The following is a 23,253-nucleotide window of genomic DNA, read 5'->3' as shown; positions in this document are numbered from 1 at the left end:
TACACCGGCGAAAATTTATCTTGTCATATTTGCTGTCGACGCGTCGCGTGGTGAACGGCGTCGGCCTGGGCAGGCAGCCGCCGATCGACACTCTCGCGCTCGTCGTGCAGCAACAATGCCATGTCTCGCAGCGAACGATCGCGAAAAATCGAACGCTTGGCCTGTTCTGCCTCCTCGGTTAATGCATCGACAGTCTGCGCCACCATCACATCGCGCGGTTGCGCGCGCGCTGCGGGTTCGCCGGCTCTTACGATGTCGAGTACGCGCGAGACTCGCACCTCGGCAATGTCGCGGCGAGGCAGCAGGGTCGCATCGAGCTCGCCCGCCTCGATGAACAGGCCGCCGGCGATGAGCTGATCGGCAATGTCCTGGACGTGATCGGGCGCGCTGCGGAGTGTGTGTGCCAGCGCGGGGATCGTCCAGGGCACGCCGCCCTGCATGAAACGATCGGCCACCAGCGTCGTGACCAGCAGCGCGAGACGCTCGCGCTCGGCCGCGCCGAGGCGGGGCGGGTAATGCCCGCGCGTCAGTCGTTCGTTGTGTTGCAGCAGAAAAGCCACGCGGCAGCCGAGCAGCAGGATCATCCAGGATACGTAGAGCCAGATCAGCAACAGAATCAGGATGGCGAAGCTGGAATAGATCGCGTTGACGTTGCCGGCATTTTTCGCGAATAGCGCGAATCCCAGGCTGGCGGTTTGCCAGAGCACGCCGGAGAACACGCCGCCGCCGAGCGCCGGCAGCAGTCGGACCCGGGTGTTGGGGATGTACTTGAACAGCACCGTAAAGCCGATGCTGTAGAGAATATAGGGCAGGATATGGCCGGTCAGATAAAGCGCGGCGCCGAACGGCTCGATCGAGGTGAGCCAGCTCACCGTGCTGTTGTTGCCCACAGTCGCGGTGATGCTGGCGGCCGCGAGGATGATCAACGGGCCGGCGACCAGCACGCTGATGTACTCAGTCACCCGGCGGCCGATCGAGCGCGGTTTGCGCACGTGCCAGATGTAGTTGCAGCCGGCCTCGACCTTCTGGATCAGCGAGATCACGGAATAAAGCAGCGTCACCACGCCGATGGCGCCAAGCACGCCGACCTGGACGTTCTGTACGAAGTCCACGATCTTGTCGATGATCTGGCCGCTGCCCGCGCCGAGCGGCGCCAGAAAACGCTGCAGCACCGGGCGCAGGGCATTGTCCACGCCGAACGCCTTGAGTAGCGAAAACGCCAGCGCCAGCAAGGGAACCAGCGACACGAGCGTGGTATAAACCAGCCCCATGGCGCGCATGGTGATTTCGCCGTTGCGGAAATCCTCGATCAGCGTGATCAGAATACGCAGCGCCACGAGCAGCCACCGGCGCGGCCCGTGCAGCCGCTCGATCTCGGGCTGCCAGACGATAGCGTCGAAACGGCGACCCAAGCCCCCGAGCACTCCCATGTACGACTCGCTTGAAAAACGCGTGGCGCCATTGTAACCATCAATCTTGGTCGGCGGAGGCCGCTGCCACAGGAGGCGTCGTGAATCACCCAGCCCGGTTATCGGATCCGGTCGAACGCGTCGAGCGCGAGCCGATGACCGCTGAAACGCCGGACGCGTTCGTCACCGCGGACGCCCGCTGGCCCGATATCGGCCGGGCCGCGGGCGAGCTGCTGGGCGTGCTCGCGCGCCATCCCGCAGCCGCTTTGCGTATCGAGGGTCGGCTCATCGCGCGACTGACGCTGGCGCTGTGGGGGCGCGGCGGGCCCCGACCGACGTTCGATGATCCGCGATTCGCGCACCCGGCGTGGCAGGCGAACCCCGTGTTCGGGCGGGTCGCGAGCGTGTATCTCGTGCTCGCGGATACGCTGCGCGAACTGGTGAGTGTGTCCGGACTGTCGGACACGCGCCGACGACAGCTGTCGTTTGCCGTCGAACACCTGATCGCCGCTGTATCGCCCGCCAACCTGTTTCTGACCCATCCCGGGTTTTACGACAATCTGGTCAGCACCCGGGGCCGATCGGCGCTCGTCGGGCTATACCAGCTGCTCCGCGACCTGCGCGATAATCGGGGGTTGCCACGCCAGGTCGACAGAGCGGCATTCACCCTGGGCGTGAATATCGCGGCCACGCCCGGAGCCGTGATCTATCGCGACGAGATCTGCGAGCTGATCCAGTACACACCGCACACCCGGCAAGTCGATGCGGCGCCTGTGCTCCTTGTCGGTCCGCAGATCAACAAATACTATGTGTTCGATCTCAGCGGCGAGGACAGTCTGGTGCGCTATGCGCTCGCATCGGGCCAACAGGTGTTCGCCATCTCCTGGCGCAACCCCACAGCCGCGCAACGTCGTTGGGGGCTGTCCGATTACGTGGAGGCGGTCGAACAGGCGGTCGATGTCGTTTGGCGCGTGAGCGCAGAGCAGCCGGTCAAACTGGCCGGGGCCTGTGCTGGCGGGCTGACCGCGGCAGCCGCCGCGGCGCATCTGGCCATGGGCGGCAAGAGCGACCGGATCGCCTGTTTGTCTTTGTTCGTGACCCTGCTGGAATCGCCCCGCAGCGTGTCCGCTGTGCCGACCGGCGACGACGAAACCATTGCTCGGGCGCTGTCGCGTTCGACGAGTAGCGGTGTGCTCGATGGCGCGGCCATGGCGCGCGCTTTCGCCTGGCAGCGGCCGGATGCATTGGTCTGGCGCTTCGTGGCGCACAATTACGTCCTCGGTCAGACCCCGCCCGCCTCCGATATTCTGTACTGGAACAGCGACACGACGCGCCTGCCCGCGAGACTGCATGCCGATCTGCTGGCCATCTATCGCGACGATCGGGGGCGCGCCGCCGGCGGTCTCACCCTCGATGGCGAGATGATCGATCTGTCGGTGATCGAACAGGATGTATTCGTGGTCGCCGGGGCGGCGGACCATATTGCGCCATGGCAGGCGTGTTATCGCACCATGCAGATGTTTCGTGGCGGCCGGCGATTCGTGCTCGGCGCCGGCGGACACGCTCAGGCCGTGGTCTGTCCGCCGGGGGGCCGACGCGCGGACGCGGCGCGGGGGTTCTGGATCAACGACGACCACGATCTCGATCCGGCCGACTGGCGTCGCGGCGCGCGTGCGGTCGAGCAGTCGTGGTGGCCGGACTGGGTCGAGTGGTGCCGGGCCCGGGGTGGCCCGACCGTGGCCGCGCCCGAAATCTTCGGCAATGACGACTTCGAGCCGATCGAGGCGGCGCCGGGCCGTTATGTGCGCCAGCGCTGACACAGCCGGGGTCGAAACCTTCCATATCGAGGGTGAAGCCGTCGTGGTCGCCCGTACGTCCGGCGTCGGGCCGCCTTTGTTGATGTGCAACGATTTTCTTGCCTGTTACGGGGTGCTCGATACGATCTGCGACGCACTCGCGCGGCCAACGATCCGCTTCGACATGCCCGGCATTGGCGAGGCGCCGGGTACGCCCCGGATGCGGCGAATGGCACAGCTGGCACAGCGCGTGTCACGTGTGTGCGACGTGCTCGACTGTCCCGAGGTAGACGTCCTGGGCATGGGGTGGGGTGGCCTCTTGGCACAGCGTCTGGCCCGCGACCATGCATCGCGCGTTCGGCGTCTGGTACTGGTCGCCACGTCCAGCGGGCCGCTCATGCTGCCGGGGCGTGTGGCCAGTCTGCGGCGTCTGGCCTGGCCGGGCGGGCCGGGTACGGTGGTCGCCGACGGGCGTGACGTGCGCGAGCTGTTCGGCGGGCGGCGTGCCGACGAATGCGAGGCGGTGGCCAGCGCACTGCATCGGAATCGCGCGCCCAGCCGCCGGGCATTCGCGGCCCAGCTTTATGCCATGGCTGGTTTTTCCAGTTTGCCGTGGCTGCATCGGCTGACGATGCCGACGCTTGTTCTGGCGGGCGACGATGATCAGGTCGTGCCGTTGCCCAACGTCCGTCTGCTCGGGTTGCTGATCCCGGATTCCCGGCTGTCGATCATGCGCGGCGCCGGCCACTGGCTGCTTTTGGAGCGCCCGGACGAGGCGAGTCGCCGGATCGAGGAATTCCTGGACACGCCGCACCCGTTGCAGCCGGGCGGTGAAGCGGTCTAATGTCAAGATCATGAGCGACGAAACGAGTCGCGGACCGATGTCGGACTCTGTCTCAAACAAAATACAATCGCTGACCGCCATCCGTCGGCCCGGCCGGCGGATGCCGCCGGAACTCAGCGTCCTGCGGCGTCGGACCCGCATTCAGGTCGACTGGATCGACGTCGACGGCGTGCGCCTGCGATATGGCATTCGGCGCGGGCGTGGCCGGCCGATGCTGATTCTGAACACCATCGGCGCCAACCTCGACATGTTGCTGCCGTTGGTCAATGCCCTCGATGACGCCGAGATCATCGTGCCGGAAATGCCCGGTGCGGGACGTTCGCCGCCGCGCAGCATGCCGCATCGGCTGAGTTGGTACGCGGCGCTGATCGCGACTTTCCTGGAGCGTCTGGGCTACGACGAATTGCTGGATCTCGTCGGGTTGTCGTGGGGCGGCTCGCTCGCCCAGCAGTTCGCCTTGGACTATCCCGCGCAAGTCAATCGGCTCGTACTTGCCTCCAGTTCCATCGGCTGGCCGAGCCTGGCGACACACTCCAGCACGCTCAAACGACTGGCGGCAGCGCGGCGCCACGAGCGCTCGGGGACATTGCCGGCGACCGTTGCCGGGCTCTACGGCGGGCTGATGCGCCGGCGGCCCGAGTTGATCACGCGTCGCGGGCGCTACGCCAGCGGCCCGAGCACGCGGGGTTACGTCAACCAGCTGATCGCGTCGCTCGGCTGGACCAGCGCCCATCGGCTGCATCGATTGCATTGCCCGACGCTCATCATGGGCGGCGACGACGACCCGATCGTGCCTCTCATCAACAGCCGTATTCTCTACTGGCTGATCCCCAAATCCTATCTGCACATCGTCCGCGGGGGCGGGCATCTGTTCCTGTTGATGCGGGCTAACGAATCGGCCGGCGTGATCCGGCGTTTCCTCAACGAGCGCCGCTACGACGGCACTGATGGCGCCGACTATTACGCCGCCCGCGGTCTCGGCCCGGACGGCGCGCTCGTGCCGCGACTGCCCGGGCGTACGTCGGAGGCGTCGAAGCCGGCGACTTAGTGGGCTAGGGTTTGGCTTTCTCGCGCAGGTGGCGCGCGGTGGCTACGGCCTGGCGATGGGCGACGGCCATGCGGGCCGCTTCGGCCAGGCTGCGGCGATCGTAGCCGCGCGGATCGAGCGGGGCACAGACGCGCACCTCAGCGCAGATCTTGCGCAGCTTGAACAGATCGCGGAAATGCGGCCACAGCGGCGCTTCGTTGACCCACGGCGCGAGCGCATGATGCATGCCGGGCGGCGTGGTGTCGTCACAATAGCGCAGACTCACCGGCAGGACGTTGTAGCCGCCTTCGATGGCCGCCGCGAACAGCCGTGCGTGAAAGCGTTGCGGATTGGGATCCGGCGTGGTCGTGCCTTCGGGAAAGAAGAGGACCGAGCGGCCGGACTCGAGCATGTCGCGAATCGAGGCGCTGGTTTCGCCGGTCTTGCCCTGGCCGCGATCGAGAAACAGCGTGCCGCCGGCGCGGGCGAACGAGCCCACCAGCGGCCAGCCGCCAACTTCGGCCTTGGATACGAACGCGGTATTGAACACGCGTCCGAGCACCAGAATGTCGAGCCAGGAACAGTGGTTGGCCACCACCAGCATCGGGCCGGACGGCACGTTGCCGTCGATGTCCAGCCGCACATGCAGTGCGTTGAGCATGCGCCCCAGCCACCAGTTGATCAGGTACTTGCTGCGCCGGCCCAGCAGGGGCACCGCGGGCAGCAACACCACGCCGAGTACCAGCGTGCCGCCGAAGCGCACGGCCTTCAAGCCGAGTCCGAGTCGGCTGAGCAGGGGATGATCCGTATCGAATGACGAAGTCGTGGACATAGGCGCGTATCGGGACCGATTCACAAAGCGTACGACAAAGAACAACGAACGGCCGTCGCTTGGCCGTTCGGGCGTCGCGAACGCAGTTTAGCCAGCGTCGCTGGCAGGCGACAATGCCGGCGGCGCGACCGCTCTCAGGACTGCGGTTCGGGCGGCACGGCCTCGAAGATGGGCTGGAAACGATTGACGATGGTACAGAACAGGTGGGCCGTCTGTTCGGTATCGTAGCGTGCCGAGTGCGCGGCTTCGTTATCCCAGCTCATGCCGGCGGCAGTCGCCGCGCGGCGCAGCACTGTCTGACCGAAGGCGACCCCGGACAGGGTCGCGGTATCGAAGCAGGAGAACGGGTGAAACGGGCTGCGTTTGATGCCGGTGCGCGCGATCGCGGCATTGAGAAAGCCGAGATCGAAATGCGCGTTGTGGCCCACCAGCACTGCACGTTTGCAGCCGTCGGTTTTCATCGTTTCGCGCACCATGCGAAAAATCCGGCCGAGCGCGTCGCGCTCGGGAATGGCCGGGCGTAGCGGATGATGCGGATCGATACCGTTAACTTCGAGCGAGGCGGGCTCGATGTTGGCGCCTTCAAACGGTGCGACGTGATACGACGCCGACTCGCGCACGGCGAGTTGGCCGTTGTCGTCGAAACCGACCGTCACGGCCGCGATTTCGAGCAGGGCATCGGTGGCGGAATTGAAACCGCCGGTTTCCACGTCGATCACCACCGGCAGAAAGCCGCGAAAACGGGTGGCCATCCGCGGGGTCACCGCGGCTTCTTCATGCGAATCGGTCATGCGCGCATGGTAGCAGCTGCATTGCCTCGGCGGGGAGCGCAATCGATTCTGTATACTGGTCGGCCCTTGATCATTCTTAACGGCAGCGGATCGCAGCAATGAGCAGTGACGTGCGCAAAGTCGTGCTGGCCTATTCGGGCGGGCTCGATACGTCGGTCATCCTGAAGTGGCTTCAGGACGAATACGATTGCGAGGTGGTGACCTTCACCGCCGATATCGGCCAGGGCGAGGAGCTCGATGAAGTCCGACCCAAGGCCGAGAAGCTCGGCGTCAAGGAAGTCTTCATCGACGATCTGCGCGAAGAGTTCGTACGCGATTTCGTCTATCCGATGTTCCGCGCCAATGCTATTTACGAGGGCGAGTATCTGCTCGGCACCTCGATCGCGCGTCCGCTGATCTCCAAGCGTCTGGTCGAAATCGCCCAGGAGACCGGCGCCGATGCCATCGCGCATGGCGCCACCGGCAAGGGCAACGATCAGGTGCGTTTCGAACTGTCGGCCTATGCGCTGATGCCCGGCATCAAGGTAATCGCGCCGTGGCGCGAGTGGGATCTGAACTCGCGCGAACGGCTGCTGGCCTACGCGGAAGCCAACGGTATCGATATCCGCAAGAAGGTTGATGGCGGTTCGCCGTATTCGACCGACGCCAATGCGCTGCATATTTCCTATGAAGGCGGCGTGCTCGAAGACCCATGGACGCCGGCCGAGGATTCCATGTGGGAATGGAGCGTGTCGCCGGAAGACGCGCCCGATGCGCCGCAGGAGATCGATCTCACCTTCGAACGCGGCGATATCGTCGCCATCGACGGCGAGAAGCTCACGCCCTACCAAGTGCTGGCCCGGCTCAACGAATTGGCTGGTGCGCACGGTATCGGGCGTATCGATATCGTCGAGAACCGCTATGTCGGCATGAAGTCGCGTGGTTGCTACGAGACCCCGGGCGGCACCGTCATGCTGCGCGCCCATCGGGCGATCGAGTCGATCACGCTGGACCGCGAGGCCGCGCATCTGAAAGACGAACTGATGCCGCGCTACGCCAAGCTGATCTACAACGGCTACTGGTTCTCGCCGGAGCGCGAGATGCTGCAAGCCGCGATCGACCAGTCGCAAAAACACGTTAACGGCGTGGTCCGCGTGAAGCTCTACAAGGGTAGCGTGAGCGTGGTCGGCCGAGCATCCGAATCCGACAGCCTGTTCGACGAAGCGATCGCCACCTTCGAAGACGATCGCGGTGCTTACGATCAGAAGGACGCGGCCGGCTTCATCCGCCTGAATGCGCTGCGACTTCGGCTCGGCCACCGCCAGCGCTGACGTTCTTTAGCTGATCGAGCCTTTCACGTAGGCTTGCCTTGCCACAATGGATAGGAAAGAGGCCATGAAACGAACGATTGCACTGTTTGCCTGCGCGTTCGCGCTGTCGGCGTGCGGTAACCAGTCCAGCTCGGACAATACGCAGTCCGGCGGTGACAACAGCCAGTCCGGTGCGAAAACGAGCCAGACCGAGAACGACAAGGGCAACGGCAACTCGTCCGGGCAATTCGCCAACGAGAAGGAAAAGCGCAGCTATGCGCTGGGCATGGACATCGGCAACTCGCTCAAGGATCTGCCGATGGACGTGGACTTGGACGAGCTCACGCAGGGCGTGCGCGATGTGGTCAGCGGTGGTAAGACCAAGCTGAGCCAGAAGCAGCTGCACACCGTGATGCAGGGCGTGGTTTCCGATATGGAAGCCGCCCAGAAGAAACAGCAGCAGCAGAAATCGGTGGCCAATCTCAAGGCGGGCCAGAAGTTCCTGGCCGAGAACAAGACCAAGCCCGGCGTGAAGACGCTCAAGGACGGTCTGCAGTACAAGGTGATCAAAAAGGGTGACGGGCCGCAGCCCGATGCCAACGACAGTGTCACCGTGGACTACACCGGCAAGCTGATCGACGGCACGGTCTTCGACAGTTCCAAAAAGCGCGGCAAGCCGGTGACCTTCCCGGTCAACGCCGTGATCCCGGGCTGGACCGAAGCGCTTCAGCTGATGCACGCCGGTGGCGAGTACAAGCTGTTCATCCCGCCGGATCTGGCCTACGGCGAGCGCGGTGCCGGTTCGCAGATCGGTCCGAACGAAACCCTGATCTTCGACGTCAAGCTCATCAGCGTCGACAAGAACAAGGGAACGGGCAAGGACAGCGACCAGTCCGACTCCAGTCCGGACAACAGCAGCGGAGACAGCGGCGACTGATCGCCCCGTTTCTCTTTGCCTCTTGCAACCGCCGGCCTTCGCGCCGGCGGTTTGCGTTTGAGCGGCCGCGATCGCACTCATTGGGGTGATCGTCAAAGCAGCGCGTCATGGGAATAGCGCTGTAGGAGCGGCGTAAGTGCGCTCGTCGCGGCTGCCCACACCGCAGCGCCCCATGCGGGCCGTCGTTGCCTTGCTATTCGCTGGCCGGTCCGAGCCGCCGCGCAGCGCTCGAATAGGTGTGCCATACACCATATAAGGCCGCGCAATCAGACCGGTTTTCTTTCTAATTTCCGAGCCATGCGACTAATGGTCGAGCCGCCTCCCGCCGGGCGGCCTGGTCTGACGCGCATACACGTGCATACGGCAAAAAATGGTGCGAGATCGATAACTTCGTGTCGGCAGCGCCTGTTTTTTCGGCGCCTGACGGCGACGTATCGTGCTCAACGTGATCACATTTCTTGACAGGTTTTCAGGGGATTGCTAATCCAGTGGCTCAAGTAGGTGAGACGCGGTTCGACCGCTGCCGGAGCCCGGGCCGGCGATACGATGAAAGGGGGATGTGTGGCAGATGTCGCGAATGTACGAGCGCTGTTCGGCGTCGTGCTCGCAAGGCGCCCCGTCGTTCTTTCCGACGTTCAGGGCAGGAGCTGTGAGACGCTGCATGATCGTCGATATATTCAAGATAAAGATCGGGTGAGGGTCTTTGGTGCCGTCGTTCCGGTCTACTTTTCGAAGTGCGACGAGCCCTGATCGCGAAAGCGATTGGGGCTTTTTTTTGCCTATTCACGCGAGCGAGGAGATCAAATTAAAATGAGCATATTCGATTTCGAAGATTACAAGATCAACCGCAGGACGCTGCTCAAGACCAGTGCGGCGGTGGGGGCATCCACGCTGCTCTATCCGGCGATGAGTGCCTTCGCCAAGAGTGACGATCCGATCAAGATCGGCCAGATCGATCCGCAGACCGGGACCTACGCGGCGCTAGGCGGCAATCAGATCGCCGGTGCGCGACTGGCGGTCGACCAAATCAACGCCAAGGGCGGCGTGATGGGGCGGCCCCTGCAGTTGCTGGTCGAGGACAGTGCCGCCAACGTGGGCCAGTCGGTGCAGAAGGCACGCAAGCTGGTCAACCGCGACAAGGTGCACTTCCTGATGGGCGCGGTTTCTTCCTCGGTGGCGCTGGCTGTCTCGCAGGCCGCCCAGGATATGAACACCATTTACATGGATATCGGCGGGCACGCCGACGCGGTCACGGGCGATAAGTGCAGTTGGAACACGTTCCGGACTTGTTCCACGACCTGGCTGCTCACCGCCGGCGATTTCCAGGCGATTTTCGACAAGTACGGCAAGCGCTGGTACTTCATCACTCCGGATTACTCCTTCGGCCATGCCCTGCATCACGATTATCTGACCCAGCTGAAAAAAGCCGGCGGTACCGAGGCCGGCAACGCGCTGGCACCGCTGGGCACGACCGATTTCTCTTCCTATCTGATCAAGGCGAAATCGGCCAATCCGGACGCGCTGATCGTGCTGGGCGCGGGCGACGATATGATCAACACGCTCAAGCAGGCGACCCAGTTCGGCCTGAACAAGAGTATGGGTGTGGGCGGCCCGATGATGGAGCTGGAGGTACTGCAGTCGCTGCCCGATGCCGCGCGCTACGGCATGTGGAACATGGAGTGGTATTGGGACCAGCCGAACGTGCCGCATGTCGCCGACTTCGTCGACGCGTATCGCAAGGCGAACGGCGGCAAGACGCCGACCGCGCGTAGCTGGTTCGGCTTTGCGAGCGCCCATGCACTGGCGCTGGCCACCGAGAAAGCCAAGTCGCTCGACGCCCAAAAAGTGGCCAAGGCGCTCGAAGGTCTGGAGCTTCCGCCGGAAGTCGCGCTCCAGCCCAACAAGGCCATCTATCGCGCCGGCGATCATCAGCTGATCGGCAGCGAATATCCGGGCACGATCAAATCCGGCGGCAAGTATCCCGATCTGTTCCAGGTCACCGACGTGGTGGACTCGAGCAAGATCGCCCGCTCGGTCGAAGAGAAGGGGTGCCGGATCACTTATCCCTCGTAGCGGAATGCGGCGGGCCGGGCCGGCACGACCGGCCCGGCCCGCACCGATTGCGACGCGATGCTTTTCCGGTACGCCGAGGTGGTGAATGGAACTCCTGCTCTTCAATATCTTCAATGGCCTGATCATCGGCATTTTCTATGCGCTGATGGCTCTCGGCCTGTCCCTGATCCTGGGGCTCAACGGGATCATCAACTTCTCGCACGGCGGTTTTCTCGCGCTGGGCGGTTATATCGCCTACAGCCTGTCGCCCGTGATCGGGTTCTGGGGCGCACTGATCGTCTCGCCGTTCATTGTCGGCTTGCTCGGGCTGGTGGTCGAACGCATCCTGATCCGGCCGCTGTACTCGCGTGATCCGTTGTTCAGCCTGCTGCTGACTTTCGGTCTGGCGATGATCATGGAAGACCTGATTCGGACCTTCTGGGGCGCGAACGGTCTGCCGTTCAACGTACCGGCTGCGCTGAGCCATCCGCTGAGCCAGACCTATTTCTTCGTCACCGGCTACCGCGTGTTCCTGGTCGTTCTCGCACTGCTGGCGATCGGTTCGTTGTTCGCGCTTCTGCGCTATACCCGGATCGGGGTACGGATTCGAGCCGGCAATGCCGATCTGGAGACGGTATCGGCGCTGGGTATCAACATCTACCGGCTACGCGCGATCAACTTCGGCGTCGGCATCCTCTTCGCCGGCCTGGCTGGCGTACTCGCGGCCGGTCGTCTCGGCCTGACGCCGACCATGGGGGCCTCGCTCATCATGCCGAGTTTCGTGGCCATCATCGTCGGCGGCGTGGGGAGTCTGCTGGGCAGCCTGCTCGGCGGCATCATCATTGGCGTGGCGGCCGGCATCGTCACCACGTACTACCCGGCGGCCAGTGACGTGGTGATCTACGTGATCATGGCGGTAGTGCTCGTCGTGCGCCCGCGCGGGCTGCTCGGCCAAGAGGGGCTGCTCGAATGAATGCCACGACCATTCAGGACAAAACCTCGACCTTGGGCGGCTCGCGCGCCGGCATGTCGTCGGTCGATCTGCCGCGACTGGCAGCGGCACTGGTCATCTGGGCGCTGTTGCTCAGCGCGCCGTTCTGGCTGCCGCTGGTCGGCGGCTATACCGTGCTCGGCACGCGCGTACTGATCTTCGCGCTGGTGACGCTCGGGCTCAATCTGCTGCTTGGTTTTACCGGCGGACTGTCCTTTGGGCATGCGGCCTATTTTGGGCTGGGGGCCTATGGCACCGGCCTGATGCTCAAGTTCGTAACCGCGAGCACGCCGCTGGCGATTCTCGTCGGCGTGCTCGTCGGTGGGCTGGCGGCTACGCTGCTGGGCCCGATCACGGTACGCCGGAAGGGCATCTATTTCGCGATGATCACCATCGCCATCGGCCAGATGTTCTATTTCATCGCCGTACGCTGGAACAGCCTGACCGGCGGCGAGGACGGCCTGACCGGATTCGCGCGCACCAACGTTCATTTCGGCGGCTGGACGCTCGATCTCCACAACCCGACGAACTTCTATTACTTCACGCTGTTCTTCTTTGCGATCGGCTGTTTCGTGGTCTGGATGGTATTGCGTTCGCCGTTGGGCCATACCTTCGTGGCGATTCGGGAGAACCCGAAGCGTCTGCGTTTTCTCGGCCTGCCGATCGGCGTTTATATCTGGATTGCGTTCGCGATCTCAGGTTTCGTCGCCGCGCTGGCCGGCTCGCTGTATGCGCTGCTGAACAACTTCACTTCGCCCGAGGACATGAACTGGATCCTGTCCGGCGACTTCGTGATCATCTGCGTGCTCGGCGGTATGCGGACCTTCTGGGGGCCGTTGGTGGGCTCGGTGATCTACGTCGTGGTACAGGACTATCTGAGCAGCATCACCGTGAACTGGATGTCGTTCATCGGTGCGATCTTCGTGCTGTCCGTGCTGTTCTTTCCGTGGGGGCTGCTCGGTTTCTTCCAGGGACGCTTCAAGAAATGAGTCTGCTCTCGCTAAAAAACGTCACCCGGCGGTTTGGCTCGCTGAGCGCGTTGTCGAACATCTCGATGGAAGTGCCTCAGGGCGAATTGCGCGCGGTCATCGGGCCTAATGGCGCCGGTAAGACGACCTTGTTCAATCTCATCAGCGGTTTCTTTCCGCCCAGCGAAGGCGAGTTGTTGTTCGACGGCCAATCGGTCAAGGGCGTGCCGCCGGAAAAGTTGGTGCATCGCGGGATGATCCGTACTTTTCAGATCACCGAAATTTTCCTCGATCTGAGCGTGTACGAGAATCTCGAGATTGCCGTGGAGACCGCCCACGGGCTGAATCTGCGGCCCTGGCTTTCACCCGCCCGACGGCGACAGGTGCGGGCTCATATCGACGAGCTGATGCAGACTCTGCATCTCGAGGATCTGGCCTATCGCATGGCCGGCGAGCTGGCACACGGCGATCAGCGCGTGGTGGAAATCGCCATCGCGCTGGCCCGCGAGCCGCGGCTGTTGCTGCTCGACGAACCAACCGCCGGCATGGGCGACGAGGAAACCGACCGTATGACCGATCTGATCCGTCATCTCCATCAGGAACGCGGCATCACCATGCTGTTCATCGAACACGACATGAGCATCATCTTCAACGTGGCCGACCGTATTACCGTGCTGGATAACGGACATCTGCTGGCCGAAGGCACCCCGGCCGAGATCTCGGCCAACGCGGATGTACAGGCAGCCTATTTGGGGGCGGCGCGATGAGCCACGAAGGCAACGATATTCTCGACGCCGACCAGCTGCACACTTACTACGGCAAGAGCCATATTCTGCACGGCGTGTCGTTGCGCGTCGGCGCCGGCGAAATCGTCACCCTGCTGGGACGCAACGGCGCCGGCAAGACGACGACGCTGCGTTCCCTGATGGGGCTGACGCCGCCGCGCCAGGGGCGCATCCGCCTGTTCGGCCAGGATGTCACCGGCTGGCCGCCGCACCGGATCGCCAAGCTCGGCGTCGGCTACGTGCCGGAAGGGCGCAAGATATTCGGCCACCTCACGGTACATGACAATCTTCGGGTGCCGGCCGCCACCACCGGCCGCTGGACGCTGGATACGGTGTACGACCTGTTTCCCCGGCTGGCCGAGCGACGCACCAGCAAGGGCGGGCAACTGTCCGGCGGCGAGCAGGAAATGCTGGCGATCGCGCGGGCGCTATTGCTCAACCCGCGGTTCCTGATTCTGGACGAGCCGTCGCAGGGGCTGGCGCCGGTGATCGTGGACGAGGTGATGAAAACCGTTGTGGCCATGCGCGACGAAGGCATCGCCGTCTTGCTGGTCGAACAGAACGCTTGGTTGGCGCTGCGTGATGCCGACCGGGCCTACGTACTCGGGGACGGTGAGGTCGTTCACGAAGGCTCGGCCGCGGAACTCGCGGCCGACGAGGAACGCGTCAAGGCGCTGGCGGGGGCCAGTCTCGATACATCGGCCTCGGCGGCGGCGAGCTGACCGGCGCCGCCCCCGGGGTGGATGCCCGTAAGTCATGGCTGATCGGGCCGTGCTCGGTTGGCTCTGCGGCCCAGGCGTGGTCAGTTCGGATCGGGTTTGGCGTTCTCGGTGATCGAGGGATCGGCGTCGTCGCCGGTATCGAAGCTGTTGGGCACGCTAACGACCAGGCTGCCGTCCATCAGGCCGTTAATACGGCCCGCTGCGGTTTGGGCACGATAGTGATATAGATCGAAATGCAGCCGCTTGCCGTGGATGTTCTTCATCAACAGGCGGGTGTTGACCAGCACCGTGCTGAAGAAACGAGCGTCGCCTGACTGCAGCCAGATATAGCTGTCGGACGAGACCGGAATTTTCGAGAATTTCGGATCGGCCTTGCTGCTATCGAAGACCAGCGTCAGCCCTGCCTTCGACAGGGTCGCGCTTTTGATGTGGTCGATATGCAGGCGCGGCGGCGGAAACAGGCGCTCCGGGTCCATCAGCAGCTGGTTGCCTTCGAGCTGCACGCCGGTCTGGTCGAGCGGTGTGATCGTGGCCAAGCTCAGCCCGGTCGTCTTCAGCAGACCCAGCAGCGGCAGGCCGAGCGAGCTGACGTGGTCCGGCGTATAGACCAGCCAGCCGTCCTTGCTGATCTTGATCGGCCCGGATAGATGCGTCGGCAGGCCACCGACTGGGGGAATGAATCCGAACAGGCGGGCGCCGACATCCACCTCAAGCGCGCCATCGCGGGTGTGGTTGCTCACCGACGATAGGCTGCGAGGTTCGTTGGTGAGCACGTAGCGGTTGAACAGCGCGTCCAGATCGTCGGGCCGAATGACCACGGTGCCGGAATAGATATGGATGTCGTAGCTGTCCGGGTCGTCGAAATCCAGCGGTGCGCCCGTCTTATGCGGCACCATCGCCGCGGCGAGCGACTTGACATAGAAGCCGATGCCATCGCCCAGCTCGAAATCGACGTTGTGCGCTTCCAGGCCGACAGCATCGACGCCGGAGTCGCGCGGGTCGGCGGTACGCTTGGGCCTGGGCAGGCCGGTCGGCACCACGCGATGGTTCCAGATATGCGCCAGATGACGATAGCGTGCCTGCTGGTCCTGTAGCAGGCCGGGTACCGGTTGCTTGTCCCGCCGATCGAGTCGATTAGGGGGACCATCGCCGCTCGCGCTCGACGCGACCGCTGCCAGGGTGGTGCCGCTGCCGCTGAGCATGGCCAGCACGAGTACAACCGCGACCGCGACGCTGCGATGTGTTGCCCCTCGGCCTGGTCTACGGGCGGTCGTCATGGTCGCCTCCCTGTGCGGACGCGTCGTTCGCCTTGCCGCCGGGCTTGGCCGGAGGCAGGTAACTCACCGCCCGGTAGGGCGCGAGATAGGCCACCAGCTCGCCGGCCGGTGTGGCCTCGAAGTGGCCATGGACGATCTGTTGCCGATAGGCATAGAGCGAGGTATCGAGCTTGCCGCCGTCTCCGGCCACCATCTGCAGGCGCACGTGGGTAATCAGGCTGCGAAACGTTTTGACGTCGCCGCCGTCCAGCAGGATATAGCTATCGGTATCGACGATGGGCTGCGGCCATTTCGGATCGAAGGCGCTGGTGAAACGCAGGTGGACGCCCCGGTGGTCGATCTTCAGGGATGCCACGTGTACATCCTGCGCCGGCGGCGGCAGCGAATGGTTCAAGTCCAGTACCACCGAGTCGCCCTCGATCCGGGCCCCCTGGGTATCGATCTGTACCAGATTGGACAGCTGCAAACGGATGGCCTTGAGCAGCCCCTTGGCTTCCAGATGGGCGATCTTGATCTGTTTGGGCGTGTAGATGAACAGATGGCCCTGCACCAGATGGACCGGGCCGGTCATATGAAACGGCAGCCACAGTCCCGGCACTTTCTGGGTTTGGCCGTCGACCACGAGCGTGCCATCGTCGCGGGTCGAGACCGACAGGTTGCGTAGCTGAGTGCCTGGGTAGTCGGTCAGGTACTGGTTGAACAGGGCGGTCAGCGCGCTGGACGGCATGATCACCGAACCGTGCAGGGGCTTGAACACGAACGAGGTCGGATCGTCGAGCGTGACCGGGCGGGGCGGGTCGGTCGGCACGAGCAGCGCCGACAGCGTATCGGTATCGAAGCCGATACCCCCCACAATGCGAAAGAAGGTATGCCGAATGAACAGGCCGACGCCGTGGCGTCCGGAATCGCGTGGGCCGGCATCACGCTCAAGCGGGTTGTATTGGTTTTCGTCCGGCGGGGCCAGCTCGCCGGGGAGCCGGGCGAGCTGCTCCAGTTCTGCCTGCTTGGCTTGTGTCAGCTCGGGCGTGCCGTGGCTGACTTCACGCATGCCGTACATCACCCCGACCGCGATGGCGAGCACCGCCATCACAGCGACGAAAATCAGCAGACCGCGTTTATAAGGGTTGGCCATGGACGACGCCTCCTCCCGCGACGTCCGGGCGGGCCCCTATTGTTGGCATAGATGAAGCGGCTTTGCCCAGTCGGGAAAACTCAGCTTTTCATCTTATACGTCGGAATAGAGTGGCCCGGCGATCAGGCCAGGGTCCACTCCGCGCCGGCCAGACCAGGACCGGACAGTTTCAGGTGCTGGCCGGGTTGCACCGGCCCGACGCCCTCCGGGGTGCCGGTGAAGATGAGATCGCCCGGCATGAGCGCCCAGGTCCGGCTGACCACGGCAATCAGGTCGGCCACGCCGACCAGCATGTGCGCGGTATGGCCGGACTGGCGGACCTCGCCGTCGACCGCCAGCTCGAAATGCAGATCGCTGAGATCCGTATTCTCCGTCAGTGAGACCATCGGCCCCAGCGGCGCGCTGGCGTCAAACGCCTTGGCACGCTCCCAGGGCTCGCCGCTGTTCTTGAGCTCGGTCTGAACGTCGCGCAGGGTCAGGTCCAGCCCGAGGCCGAGCCCGCGGATATGCTCGCGCGCGGCTTCGGGCCGAATATCGCGGCCGCCCAGACCGATTTCGACCACCAGCTCGGCTTCGTGATGGATCGCGCCGACGCCGACCGGGAGCCGGATGGCTTCATTGGGGGCGACCAGCGAGGACGCCGGTTTCATGAAGATGACGCATTCGGCGCCGGGGAGCGTGTTGTTCAGCTCCTCGATGTGCTTGGCGTAGTTGCGTCCGATACAGAAAATACGCGGTGTGCCGCGGTAGGCAAAGGCGTCGGCCTGGCGGGAAGCGGTCATGCAGAGGCTCCAAGATTTTTGTGTTTGTATTCGCAGAGATCGACAATAACGCACTGGTCGCAGGCGGGCGTGCGTGCCTTGCAGACATACCGGCCGTGCAGGATCAGCCAGTGGTGGGCATCCTGTAGATAGGGTTTGGGCACCCGTCGCAGCAGCCGATCCTCGACCTCGCGGACCGTTTTGCCCGGCGCGATGCCCGTACGGTTGGATACGCGAAAGATATGCGTATCCACCGCCATCGCCGGCTGGCCGAACGCGGTATTGAGGACGACGTTGGCGGTCTTGCGGCCGACGCCGGGCAGGGCAGTCAGTTCGGCGCGGGTCGCCGGCACTTCGCCGTCGTGGTTGTCGATCAGGGCCCGGCAAGTCTTGATTATGTTGGCGGCCTTGCTGTTGTAGAGCCCGATGGTATTGATATAGCGCTTCAGGCCATCCTCGCCCAGATCCAGAATCGCCTGTGGTGTATTGGCGACCGGGAACAACTGGCGGGTCGCTTTGTTAACGCCAACGTCGGTGGCCTGGGCCGACAGGATCACCGCAATCAACAACTCGAACGTGGAGCTGTATTCCAGCTCGGTTTTCGGTGCCGGATTGGCGGCCTTCAGCCGTTCGAATATTTCGGTACGTTTCTGCTTGTTCATCAGGGGCTACTGGATGGCGTCTGGCCGACGAAAAGACTGCGAGCGGCAAGGATAACGCGGCGCCGCGCTCGTGCGCGGCGCATGGTTGCGGCGCGTACGTCACGGCCGCCGGCCGAGCAGGGCGAGCGTCCCGTCCGGCGTCGTCACCAGCCCAGGGCAATACCTTCGCCGCGCGGGTCGGCGGCGCCTTGCAACACGCCCTTGGTCGGGTCGATCCGAATGGCCACGGCATGGCCCATGACGCCCTCCCAGGCGCCGACGCGGTCGACGTCGTGGCCGCGCGCCGCCAGGCTGGCATCCATCGCCGGGTCGAAGCGGGATTCCACACGCAGGCCGTCGATCGCCGCGCCCCAGCTTCGTCCGTAGAGCCAGCGCGGCGCATCGACCGCGCGTTGCGGGTCCAGGCCGAAATCGAGCATGCGCGTCAGCAGCGCGGTACAGGTCTGGGGCTGGCCTTCGCCGCCCATCGTGCCGTACACCAGCCAGGGCCGGCCGTCGCGATAGGCCATGCTCGGCATGAGGGTATGAAACGAGCGTTTGCCCGGTTCGAGGCGGTTGACATGGTCGTCGGCGAGCGAAAACAGCGCGCCGCGGTTTTGTAGCAGCACGCCGGTATCGCCGGCCATCGTGGCTGCCCCCCATTCGTGGTAGATGCTCTGGATGAGCGATACGGCGTTGCCCTGGCCATCCACCACCGTCGTGGCCGTGGTATCGCCGCCGATCGACTGGGCCTGATACTCGTTGGGCTGGCCGTCGCGAATACGTGCCGCGCACTCGCGGGCAAAGTCTTTCGATAGCAGGCGCGGCAACGGAATGTCGTGAAAGACCGGGTCGGTCAGGTATTGATCGCGCACCTGGAAGGCTTCGCGGGTCGCGGCCACGACGAGATCGACGTAGGCCGCGGGATCGTCATGCAGCGCGGCGACATCGAACTGCTCGAGAATATTGAGCATGATCAGATGCGCGAAGCCCTGCGAGTTGGGCGGCGTCTGATAGCAATCCAGGCCCCGATACCGGGTGGAGATCGGTTCGGCCCAGTCCCCGCGATGATCGGCCAGATCGTTTGCCGTCCAGGCCTGGCCGGCGGCGCCGAGATGACGGACGATTTCGGCCGCCACGTCGCCTTCATAGAACCCCGCGCGGCCGTGGCGGGCGATGGTTTCCAGCGTGTCGGCCAGTGCCGATTGACGCATCACATCCCCCGGCTGCGGCGCGCGGCCGTCGGGCAGAAACTGCGCCGCAGCCACGGGGCAGCCATTGAGCGCGTCCACGCATTCGGACGTGAAGCGCGCCTGCGATTCGCCCACCGGATAACCGTGCCGGGCATGCTCGATGGCCGGCTCCAGCACGACGGAGAGCGGCAATCGTCCATATCGCTCGTGGGCCATGCACCAGCTGTCCACGGCGCCCGGCACGGTCAGCGCCGCGAGAGCCCCGCGATGCGGGATCACATCCAGCTCGCGCTCGCGATACCAGTCCCTTGTTGCCGCGCCCACTGCGCGCCCGGACCCGTTGAGCGCGACGGGCGCGCTGGCGTCGTTCGAGTGGATCAGCCAGAACGCATCGCCGCCGATCCCGGTCATATGCGGAAAGACGACGCCAAGCACCGCGTTGACCGCGATCGCTGCATCGACGGCAGAGCCCCCCTCGCGCAGGATAGCCTGCCCGGCGGCGGTCGCGAGATAATGAGGGGAGCAGACCATGCCGCGAAGCGACATGGCGGTCGGTCTCGTCGGATGATGCATGCAGTTCGCCCTGTGGCTGTCGTCGGTTCGGCCCCAGCCGTCAACTTAGAGCCCTGCTTCGATCCGAGCAACATCGGCCGCCATGGCCGGCGCACGGCATACACGCCGGCGTGGATTGTTATCGACATGTACATGTCGGCGGGTGAAGCATCGCAGCGGGGTACGGGCGTCGTTGTGGCCGCGAGCATGCTCGGAGAATCGTCGGACGAGCCCCGTGCCGGCCGCCACTCAATCCTGACGTTGCGTGCGCTTGGCCCGGGCGCGCGCGATGGCGTCCGCAATGGTCGATTTCTTGGCCGCGGATGTCGCGGCGGCGTCTTCGCGCGCGTCGTGGGTCGCCTCGTGACGATTGGCCCGGCGTTTTCGGGTCGTCCGACGATTGAGCCGTTTCTGGCGTGCTTCGAACAACTGCCGGGCCCGGGCGGCGCGCTCGGCGTCGATCGGGCGTTGGGGCGGCCACAGCGGCTGCCCGGTTTCGGGCGTGGATTCTGGCATGTCGATGCAATCGACCGGGCAGGCCGGCACGCACAGTTCGCAGCCGGTGCAGTCGGCTTCGATTACCGTGTGCATCTGCTTGGCGGCACCGATGATGGCATCGGTCGGACAAACCTGGATGCAACGCGTGCAACCGATGCATTCGTCCTCGCGGATGAACGCGACCTTGGCCACGCTGGCATCACCGCATTCCGGATCGAGCGGCTTGGGTGCGATGCCGGTCAGCTCGGCCAGATTGTCGATCGTGGCCGCGCCGCCCGGCGGGCAGCGATTGATATCCGTCTCGCCGGCCGCAATCGCCTCGGCATACGGCCGACAGCCGTCATAACCACAGCGTCGGCACTGAGTCTGCGGCAACAGGGCATCGATGGCGTCGACGGAAGCGTCGGTCATGGCGCAGTGGCGTGGCTCGGAGGTACAAACTGACAAGGCATTTGTCCGCAGATCGACGCAGAAACACGCAGATCGAAAGACTGACAGCTTCGATGCTTGGCCCCGGCTTCGGCCGCGTCAAGTCTCGCGAAGACTCGCCTAGCGAGCATGCGGGAAGCCGCCCCGTACCAATCTGCGTAGATCTGTGTCGATCTGCGGACAGGTTTTAACGAACGAAGCCGCGTTACTTGATCTTGTCCCCCGGCTTGGCCCCCTCGTCCGGCGACAGCACGTGCGGCGAATCGCCGGCGGCGAGCACCATGCCTTCGGAGACGCCGAAGCGCATCTTGCGCGGCGCCAGGTTGGCCACCAGCGCCACCAGCCGGCCTTCGAGCGCGCTCGGATCGTAGGCCGACTTGATGCCGGCAAAGACCTGGCGCTTGCCCAGTTCGCCCACATCAAGTTGCAGGCACAGCAGCTTGTCCGCGCCGTCGACATGATCGGCGGATTCGACCCGCGCCACGCGCAGGTCGACCTTGGCGAAATCCTCAATATCGATGATGCCGCCACCGTCGGCCGGTGTCGGCTCGGCCTTGGCTTCCTTTTTCTTTTTGTCCTTCGGCTGCTCCGGCTCGGCCTTGGTCGGCGCGGCCGCCGCTTCCAGATCTTCCTTGCTGGCCTCGATCATCTTGTCGATCGCGGGCTGTTCGACGCGCCGCAGAAGCGGCTTGAACTTGGCGATTTCATGATCGAGCAGCGGCGTGGCCAGATCGGCCCATGTCATCGGCTCGACCTGCAGGAAAGCCTCGGCGCGTTCGGCCGTGGCCGGCAACACGGGTTTCAGATAGATCGTGAGCTGGCGGAACAGGTTCAGCGCGGTGGTGCAGATCTGTTGCAGCTCGGCGTCGCGGCCGTCTTCCTTGGCGATCTGCCAGGGTGCGCGTTCGGCCACATAGGCATTGGCCTCGTCGGCCAGCGCCATGATGGCGCGAATACCCTGCGAATAGCGACGCGCTTCGAAGTGATCGGCGATCGTTTCGGCCTGGGCGGCAAAACGCTCGACCAGTTCCGGCCGGTCCAGCTCGGCGGCCAAGCGGCCGTCGAAACGCTTGCTGATGAAGTTCGCGCAGCGGCTGGCGATATTGACGTACTTGCCGACCAGGTCGGAATTGATCCGCGCCAGGAAGTCCTCGAAGTTGAGATCCAGATCCTCGACCCGGTGGGTCAGCTTGGCCGCGAAGTAGTAGCGCAGGAATTCCGGGTTGATATGGTCCAGCCAGGTGCGCGCCTTGATGAAGGTGCCGCGCGACTTGGACATCTTCTCGCCGTTGACCGTCACGAAGCCGTGGGCATGGATCGCGTCCGGCGTGCGATAACCCGCGCCTTCGAGCATCGCCGGCCAGAACAGGGCATGGAAATAGACGATGTCCTTGCCGATGAAGTGGTACAGCTCGGCCTTGGAATCGCGGCCCCAGAAGCGATCAAAGGTCAGTTCCGGGTCATTGCGCTTGTTCACCAGGTTCTGGAACGCCGCCATGTAGCCGATCGGCGCGTCCAGCCAGACATAGAAATACTTGTCTTCGGTGCCCGGGATCTTGAAGCCGAAGTAGGGCGCATCGCGGGAGATGTCCCAGTCGCGCAGGCCGGTGGCAAACCATTCGTCCAGCTTGCGGCTCATCGATTCCTGCAGGCGATCGCCGCGCATCCAGTCGCGCAGGAAGGCCTCGAAATCGGCGAGTTTGAAGAAATAATGCTCCGAGTCGCGCTCGATCGGCGTCGCACCCGACAGCACCGAGACCGGGTTGCCGAGCTCGGTCGGCTGATAGGTGGCCCCGCAGACTTCACAGGCATCGCCGTATTGATCCGGGCTGCCGCAGTTCGGGCAGTCACCGCGGATGAAGCGATCCGGCAGGAACATCCCGGCTTCCGGATCGTAGGCCTGCGAGATCGTGCGCCGGGCGATATGGCCCTCTGCGGCGAGGCGCTCGTAAATCGTCGACGACAGCTCGCGGTTCTCGTCCGAATGCGTCGTATAGTAGTTGTCGTAGGCGATCAGGAAATCGGCGAAATCGCGCTGACGTTCGGCGGATACGCCGGCGATCAATTCCTCGGGCGTAATGCCCTGGTCGCGCGCCTTGAGCATGATCGGCGTGCCGTGGGCATCGTCGCCGCACACGGCGATGCAGTTGTGCCCGCGCAGCTTCTGGAAGCGCACCCAGATGTCGGTCTGAATGTGCTCGAGCATATGCCCCAGGTGCGTCGCGCCGTTGGCGTAGGGCAGGGCCGAGGTGACGAGGATGTCGCGCGCCATGACGGTCTCGATTTTCGAGGTTTGCAAAGCGCGCCAGTATGCCACAGCCGGCCCG

At 64.2% G+C, this 23,253-nt stretch carries 20 protein-coding genes; 10 read left to right on the top strand and 10 right to left on the bottom strand.

Annotated elements, in window-relative coordinates; genetic code table 11:
- Positions 1 to 23 precede the first annotated feature (23 nt).
- Complete coding sequence (locus C41B8_RS00345; protein ID WP_084188340.1) at positions 24 to 1,430, bottom strand: YihY/virulence factor BrkB family protein; 1,407 nt, start codon at positions 1,428 to 1,430, stop codon at positions 24 to 26.
- Between the two features lie 80 nt (positions 1,431 to 1,510).
- Here C41B8_RS00345 and C41B8_RS00340 point away from each other — a divergent pair, with 80 nt between their 5' ends.
- The 3 genes from C41B8_RS00340 to C41B8_RS00330 are packed head-to-tail and all read left to right on the top strand — an operon-like array spanning position 1,511 to position 5,097.
- Positions 1,511 to 3,226, top strand: coding sequence for a PHA/PHB synthase family protein (locus C41B8_RS00340; RefSeq protein WP_156962357.1), 1,716 nt, complete (start codon positions 1,511 to 1,513; stop codon positions 3,224 to 3,226).
- Positions 3,210 to 4,049: an alpha/beta fold hydrolase gene (locus tag C41B8_RS00335; protein ID WP_051882559.1), complete on the top strand. Its 840-nt coding sequence runs from the start codon at positions 3,210 to 3,212 to the stop codon at positions 4,047 to 4,049. Before C41B8_RS00340 ends, C41B8_RS00335 begins: the two co-directional genes overlap by 17 nt.
- A gap of 37 nt (positions 4,050 to 4,086) precedes the next feature.
- A complete protein-coding gene (locus C41B8_RS00330) occupies positions 4,087 to 5,097 on the top strand; it encodes an alpha/beta fold hydrolase (RefSeq protein ID WP_198024978.1) in 1,011 nt (336 codons plus the stop codon).
- A gap of 4 nt (positions 5,098 to 5,101) precedes the next feature.
- On the opposite strand, the gene C41B8_RS00325 is transcribed toward C41B8_RS00330, so the two are convergent.
- The gene (locus C41B8_RS00325; protein WP_051882555.1) at positions 5,102 to 5,908 is read right to left on the bottom strand and encodes a lysophospholipid acyltransferase family protein; all 807 of its coding nucleotides are present in this window, start codon (positions 5,906 to 5,908) and stop codon (positions 5,102 to 5,104) included.
- Between the two features lie 134 nt (positions 5,909 to 6,042).
- Positions 6,043 to 6,699, bottom strand: a complete 657-nt coding sequence (rnt, locus tag C41B8_RS00320; RefSeq protein WP_037332661.1) for a ribonuclease T — start codon at positions 6,697 to 6,699, stop codon at positions 6,043 to 6,045.
- Positions 6,700 to 6,797: 98 nt separating this feature from the next.
- Between rnt and C41B8_RS00315 the strand changes: the two genes are divergently transcribed.
- The 7 genes from C41B8_RS00315 to C41B8_RS00285 all read left to right on the top strand — a co-directional run bounded on the left by C41B8_RS00315 (position 6,798) and on the right by C41B8_RS00285 (position 14,443).
- Positions 6,798 to 8,009: an argininosuccinate synthase gene (locus C41B8_RS00315; RefSeq protein ID WP_037332659.1), complete on the top strand. Its 1,212-nt coding sequence runs from the start codon at positions 6,798 to 6,800 to the stop codon at positions 8,007 to 8,009.
- Positions 8,010 to 8,073: 64 nt separating this feature from the next.
- On the top strand, positions 8,074 to 8,925 hold the full coding sequence (locus C41B8_RS00310) for an FKBP-type peptidyl-prolyl cis-trans isomerase (RefSeq protein WP_232225954.1): 852 nt from the start codon (positions 8,074 to 8,076) through the stop codon (positions 8,923 to 8,925).
- 810 nt (positions 8,926 to 9,735) lie between these two features.
- Positions 9,736 to 10,998, top strand: coding sequence for an ABC transporter substrate-binding protein (locus C41B8_RS00305; RefSeq protein WP_037332657.1), 1,263 nt, complete (start codon positions 9,736 to 9,738; stop codon positions 10,996 to 10,998).
- Positions 10,999 to 11,083: 85 nt separating this feature from the next.
- On the top strand, positions 11,084 to 11,950 hold the full coding sequence (locus C41B8_RS00300; RefSeq protein WP_037332654.1) for a branched-chain amino acid ABC transporter permease: 867 nt from the start codon (positions 11,084 to 11,086) through the stop codon (positions 11,948 to 11,950).
- Positions 11,951 to 12,003: 53 nt separating this feature from the next.
- Positions 12,004 to 12,957: a branched-chain amino acid ABC transporter permease gene (locus C41B8_RS00295; RefSeq protein ID WP_051882686.1), complete on the top strand. Its 954-nt coding sequence runs from the start codon at positions 12,004 to 12,006 to the stop codon at positions 12,955 to 12,957.
- Positions 12,954 to 13,703, top strand: coding sequence for an ABC transporter ATP-binding protein (locus tag C41B8_RS00290; protein WP_037332652.1), 750 nt, complete (start codon positions 12,954 to 12,956; stop codon positions 13,701 to 13,703). The genes C41B8_RS00295 and C41B8_RS00290 overlap by 4 nt, the downstream gene beginning before the upstream one ends.
- A complete protein-coding gene (locus tag C41B8_RS00285) occupies positions 13,700 to 14,443 on the top strand; it encodes an ABC transporter ATP-binding protein (protein ID WP_037332649.1) in 744 nt (247 codons plus the stop codon). Before C41B8_RS00290 ends, C41B8_RS00285 begins: the two co-directional genes overlap by 4 nt.
- Before the next feature lie 80 nt (positions 14,444 to 14,523).
- Here C41B8_RS00285 and C41B8_RS00280 read toward each other — a convergent pair whose 3' ends face one another.
- The 7 genes from C41B8_RS00280 to metG all read right to left on the bottom strand — a co-directional run bounded on the left by C41B8_RS00280 (position 14,524) and on the right by metG (position 23,198).
- The gene (locus tag C41B8_RS00280; RefSeq protein ID WP_156962355.1) at positions 14,524 to 15,720 is read right to left on the bottom strand and encodes a hypothetical protein; all 1,197 of its coding nucleotides are present in this window, start codon (positions 15,718 to 15,720) and stop codon (positions 14,524 to 14,526) included.
- Positions 15,704 to 16,852: a hypothetical protein gene (locus C41B8_RS00275; RefSeq protein ID WP_037332647.1), complete on the bottom strand. Its 1,149-nt coding sequence runs from the start codon at positions 16,850 to 16,852 to the stop codon at positions 15,704 to 15,706. Before C41B8_RS00275 ends, C41B8_RS00280 begins: the two co-directional genes overlap by 17 nt.
- A 122-nt stretch (positions 16,853 to 16,974) precedes the next feature.
- On the bottom strand, positions 16,975 to 17,634 hold the full coding sequence (locus tag C41B8_RS00270; RefSeq protein WP_037332645.1) for a fumarylacetoacetate hydrolase family protein: 660 nt from the start codon (positions 17,632 to 17,634) through the stop codon (positions 16,975 to 16,977).
- Positions 17,631 to 18,275, bottom strand: coding sequence for an endonuclease III (nth, locus tag C41B8_RS00265; RefSeq protein WP_037332643.1), 645 nt, complete (start codon positions 18,273 to 18,275; stop codon positions 17,631 to 17,633). The genes C41B8_RS00270 and nth overlap by 4 nt, the downstream gene beginning before the upstream one ends.
- A 143-nt stretch (positions 18,276 to 18,418) precedes the next feature.
- The gene (ggt, locus tag C41B8_RS00260) at positions 18,419 to 19,993 is read right to left on the bottom strand and encodes a gamma-glutamyltransferase (RefSeq protein ID WP_198024976.1); all 1,575 of its coding nucleotides are present in this window, start codon (positions 19,991 to 19,993) and stop codon (positions 18,419 to 18,421) included.
- A 255-nt stretch (positions 19,994 to 20,248) separates the two neighbouring features.
- Positions 20,249 to 20,908: an RnfABCDGE type electron transport complex subunit B gene (locus tag C41B8_RS00250; RefSeq protein WP_037332637.1), complete on the bottom strand. Its 660-nt coding sequence runs from the start codon at positions 20,906 to 20,908 to the stop codon at positions 20,249 to 20,251.
- 223 nt (positions 20,909 to 21,131) lie between these two features.
- Complete coding sequence (gene metG, locus C41B8_RS00245; RefSeq protein WP_037332634.1) at positions 21,132 to 23,198, bottom strand: methionine--tRNA ligase; 2,067 nt, start codon at positions 23,196 to 23,198, stop codon at positions 21,132 to 21,134.
- Positions 23,199 to 23,253 lie beyond the last annotated feature (55 nt).

The sequence above is a fragment of the Salinisphaera hydrothermalis C41B8 genome (assembly GCF_000732535.1).
GTDB lineage: Bacteria > Pseudomonadota > Gammaproteobacteria > Nevskiales > Salinisphaeraceae > Salinisphaera > Salinisphaera hydrothermalis.
This window is presented reverse-complemented; position numbering and strand designations above follow the sequence as displayed.

What these genes read in the sequence shown, in the direction of transcription:
- C41B8_RS00305 (WP_037332657.1), top strand. Translation starts at nt 9,736, where the DNA reads ATGAGCATATTCGATTTCGAAGATTACAAGATCAACCGCAGGACGCTG.
- nth (WP_037332643.1), bottom strand. Translation starts at nt 18,275, where the DNA reads ATGAACAAGCAGAAACGTACCGAAATATTCGAACGGCTGAAGGCCGCC.
- C41B8_RS00300 (WP_037332654.1), top strand. Translation starts at nt 11,084, where the DNA reads ATGGAACTCCTGCTCTTCAATATCTTCAATGGCCTGATCATCGGCATT.
- C41B8_RS00315 (WP_037332659.1), top strand. Translation starts at nt 6,798, where the DNA reads ATGAGCAGTGACGTGCGCAAAGTCGTGCTGGCCTATTCGGGCGGGCTC.
- C41B8_RS00335 (WP_051882559.1), top strand. Translation starts at nt 3,210, where the DNA reads ATGTGCGCCAGCGCTGACACAGCCGGGGTCGAAACCTTCCATATCGAG.
- rnt (WP_037332661.1), bottom strand. Translation starts at nt 6,699, where the DNA reads ATGACCGATTCGCATGAAGAAGCCGCGGTGACCCCGCGGATGGCCACC.
- ggt (WP_198024976.1), bottom strand. Translation starts at nt 19,993, where the DNA reads ATGTCGCTTCGCGGCATGGTCTGCTCCCCTCATTATCTCGCGACCGCC.
- C41B8_RS00345 (WP_084188340.1), bottom strand. Translation starts at nt 1,430, where the DNA reads ATGGGAGTGCTCGGGGGCTTGGGTCGCCGTTTCGACGCTATCGTCTGG.
- C41B8_RS00270 (WP_037332645.1), bottom strand. Translation starts at nt 17,634, where the DNA reads ATGACCGCTTCCCGCCAGGCCGACGCCTTTGCCTACCGCGGCACACCG.
- C41B8_RS00310 (WP_232225954.1), top strand. Translation starts at nt 8,074, where the DNA reads ATGAAACGAACGATTGCACTGTTTGCCTGCGCGTTCGCGCTGTCGGCG.
- C41B8_RS00250 (WP_037332637.1), bottom strand. Translation starts at nt 20,908, where the DNA reads ATGACCGACGCTTCCGTCGACGCCATCGATGCCCTGTTGCCGCAGACT.
- C41B8_RS00325 (WP_051882555.1), bottom strand. Translation starts at nt 5,908, where the DNA reads ATGTCCACGACTTCGTCATTCGATACGGATCATCCCCTGCTCAGCCGA.
- C41B8_RS00275 (WP_037332647.1), bottom strand. Translation starts at nt 16,852, where the DNA reads ATGGCCAACCCTTATAAACGCGGTCTGCTGATTTTCGTCGCTGTGATG.
- C41B8_RS00280 (WP_156962355.1), bottom strand. Translation starts at nt 15,720, where the DNA reads ATGACGACCGCCCGTAGACCAGGCCGAGGGGCAACACATCGCAGCGTC.
- C41B8_RS00295 (WP_051882686.1), top strand. Translation starts at nt 12,004, where the DNA reads ATGTCGTCGGTCGATCTGCCGCGACTGGCAGCGGCACTGGTCATCTGG.
- C41B8_RS00290 (WP_037332652.1), top strand. Translation starts at nt 12,954, where the DNA reads ATGAGTCTGCTCTCGCTAAAAAACGTCACCCGGCGGTTTGGCTCGCTG.
- C41B8_RS00285 (WP_037332649.1), top strand. Translation starts at nt 13,700, where the DNA reads ATGAGCCACGAAGGCAACGATATTCTCGACGCCGACCAGCTGCACACT.
- C41B8_RS00330 (WP_198024978.1), top strand. Translation starts at nt 4,087, where the DNA reads ATGTCGGACTCTGTCTCAAACAAAATACAATCGCTGACCGCCATCCGT.
- metG (WP_037332634.1), bottom strand. Translation starts at nt 23,198, where the DNA reads ATGGCGCGCGACATCCTCGTCACCTCGGCCCTGCCCTACGCCAACGGC.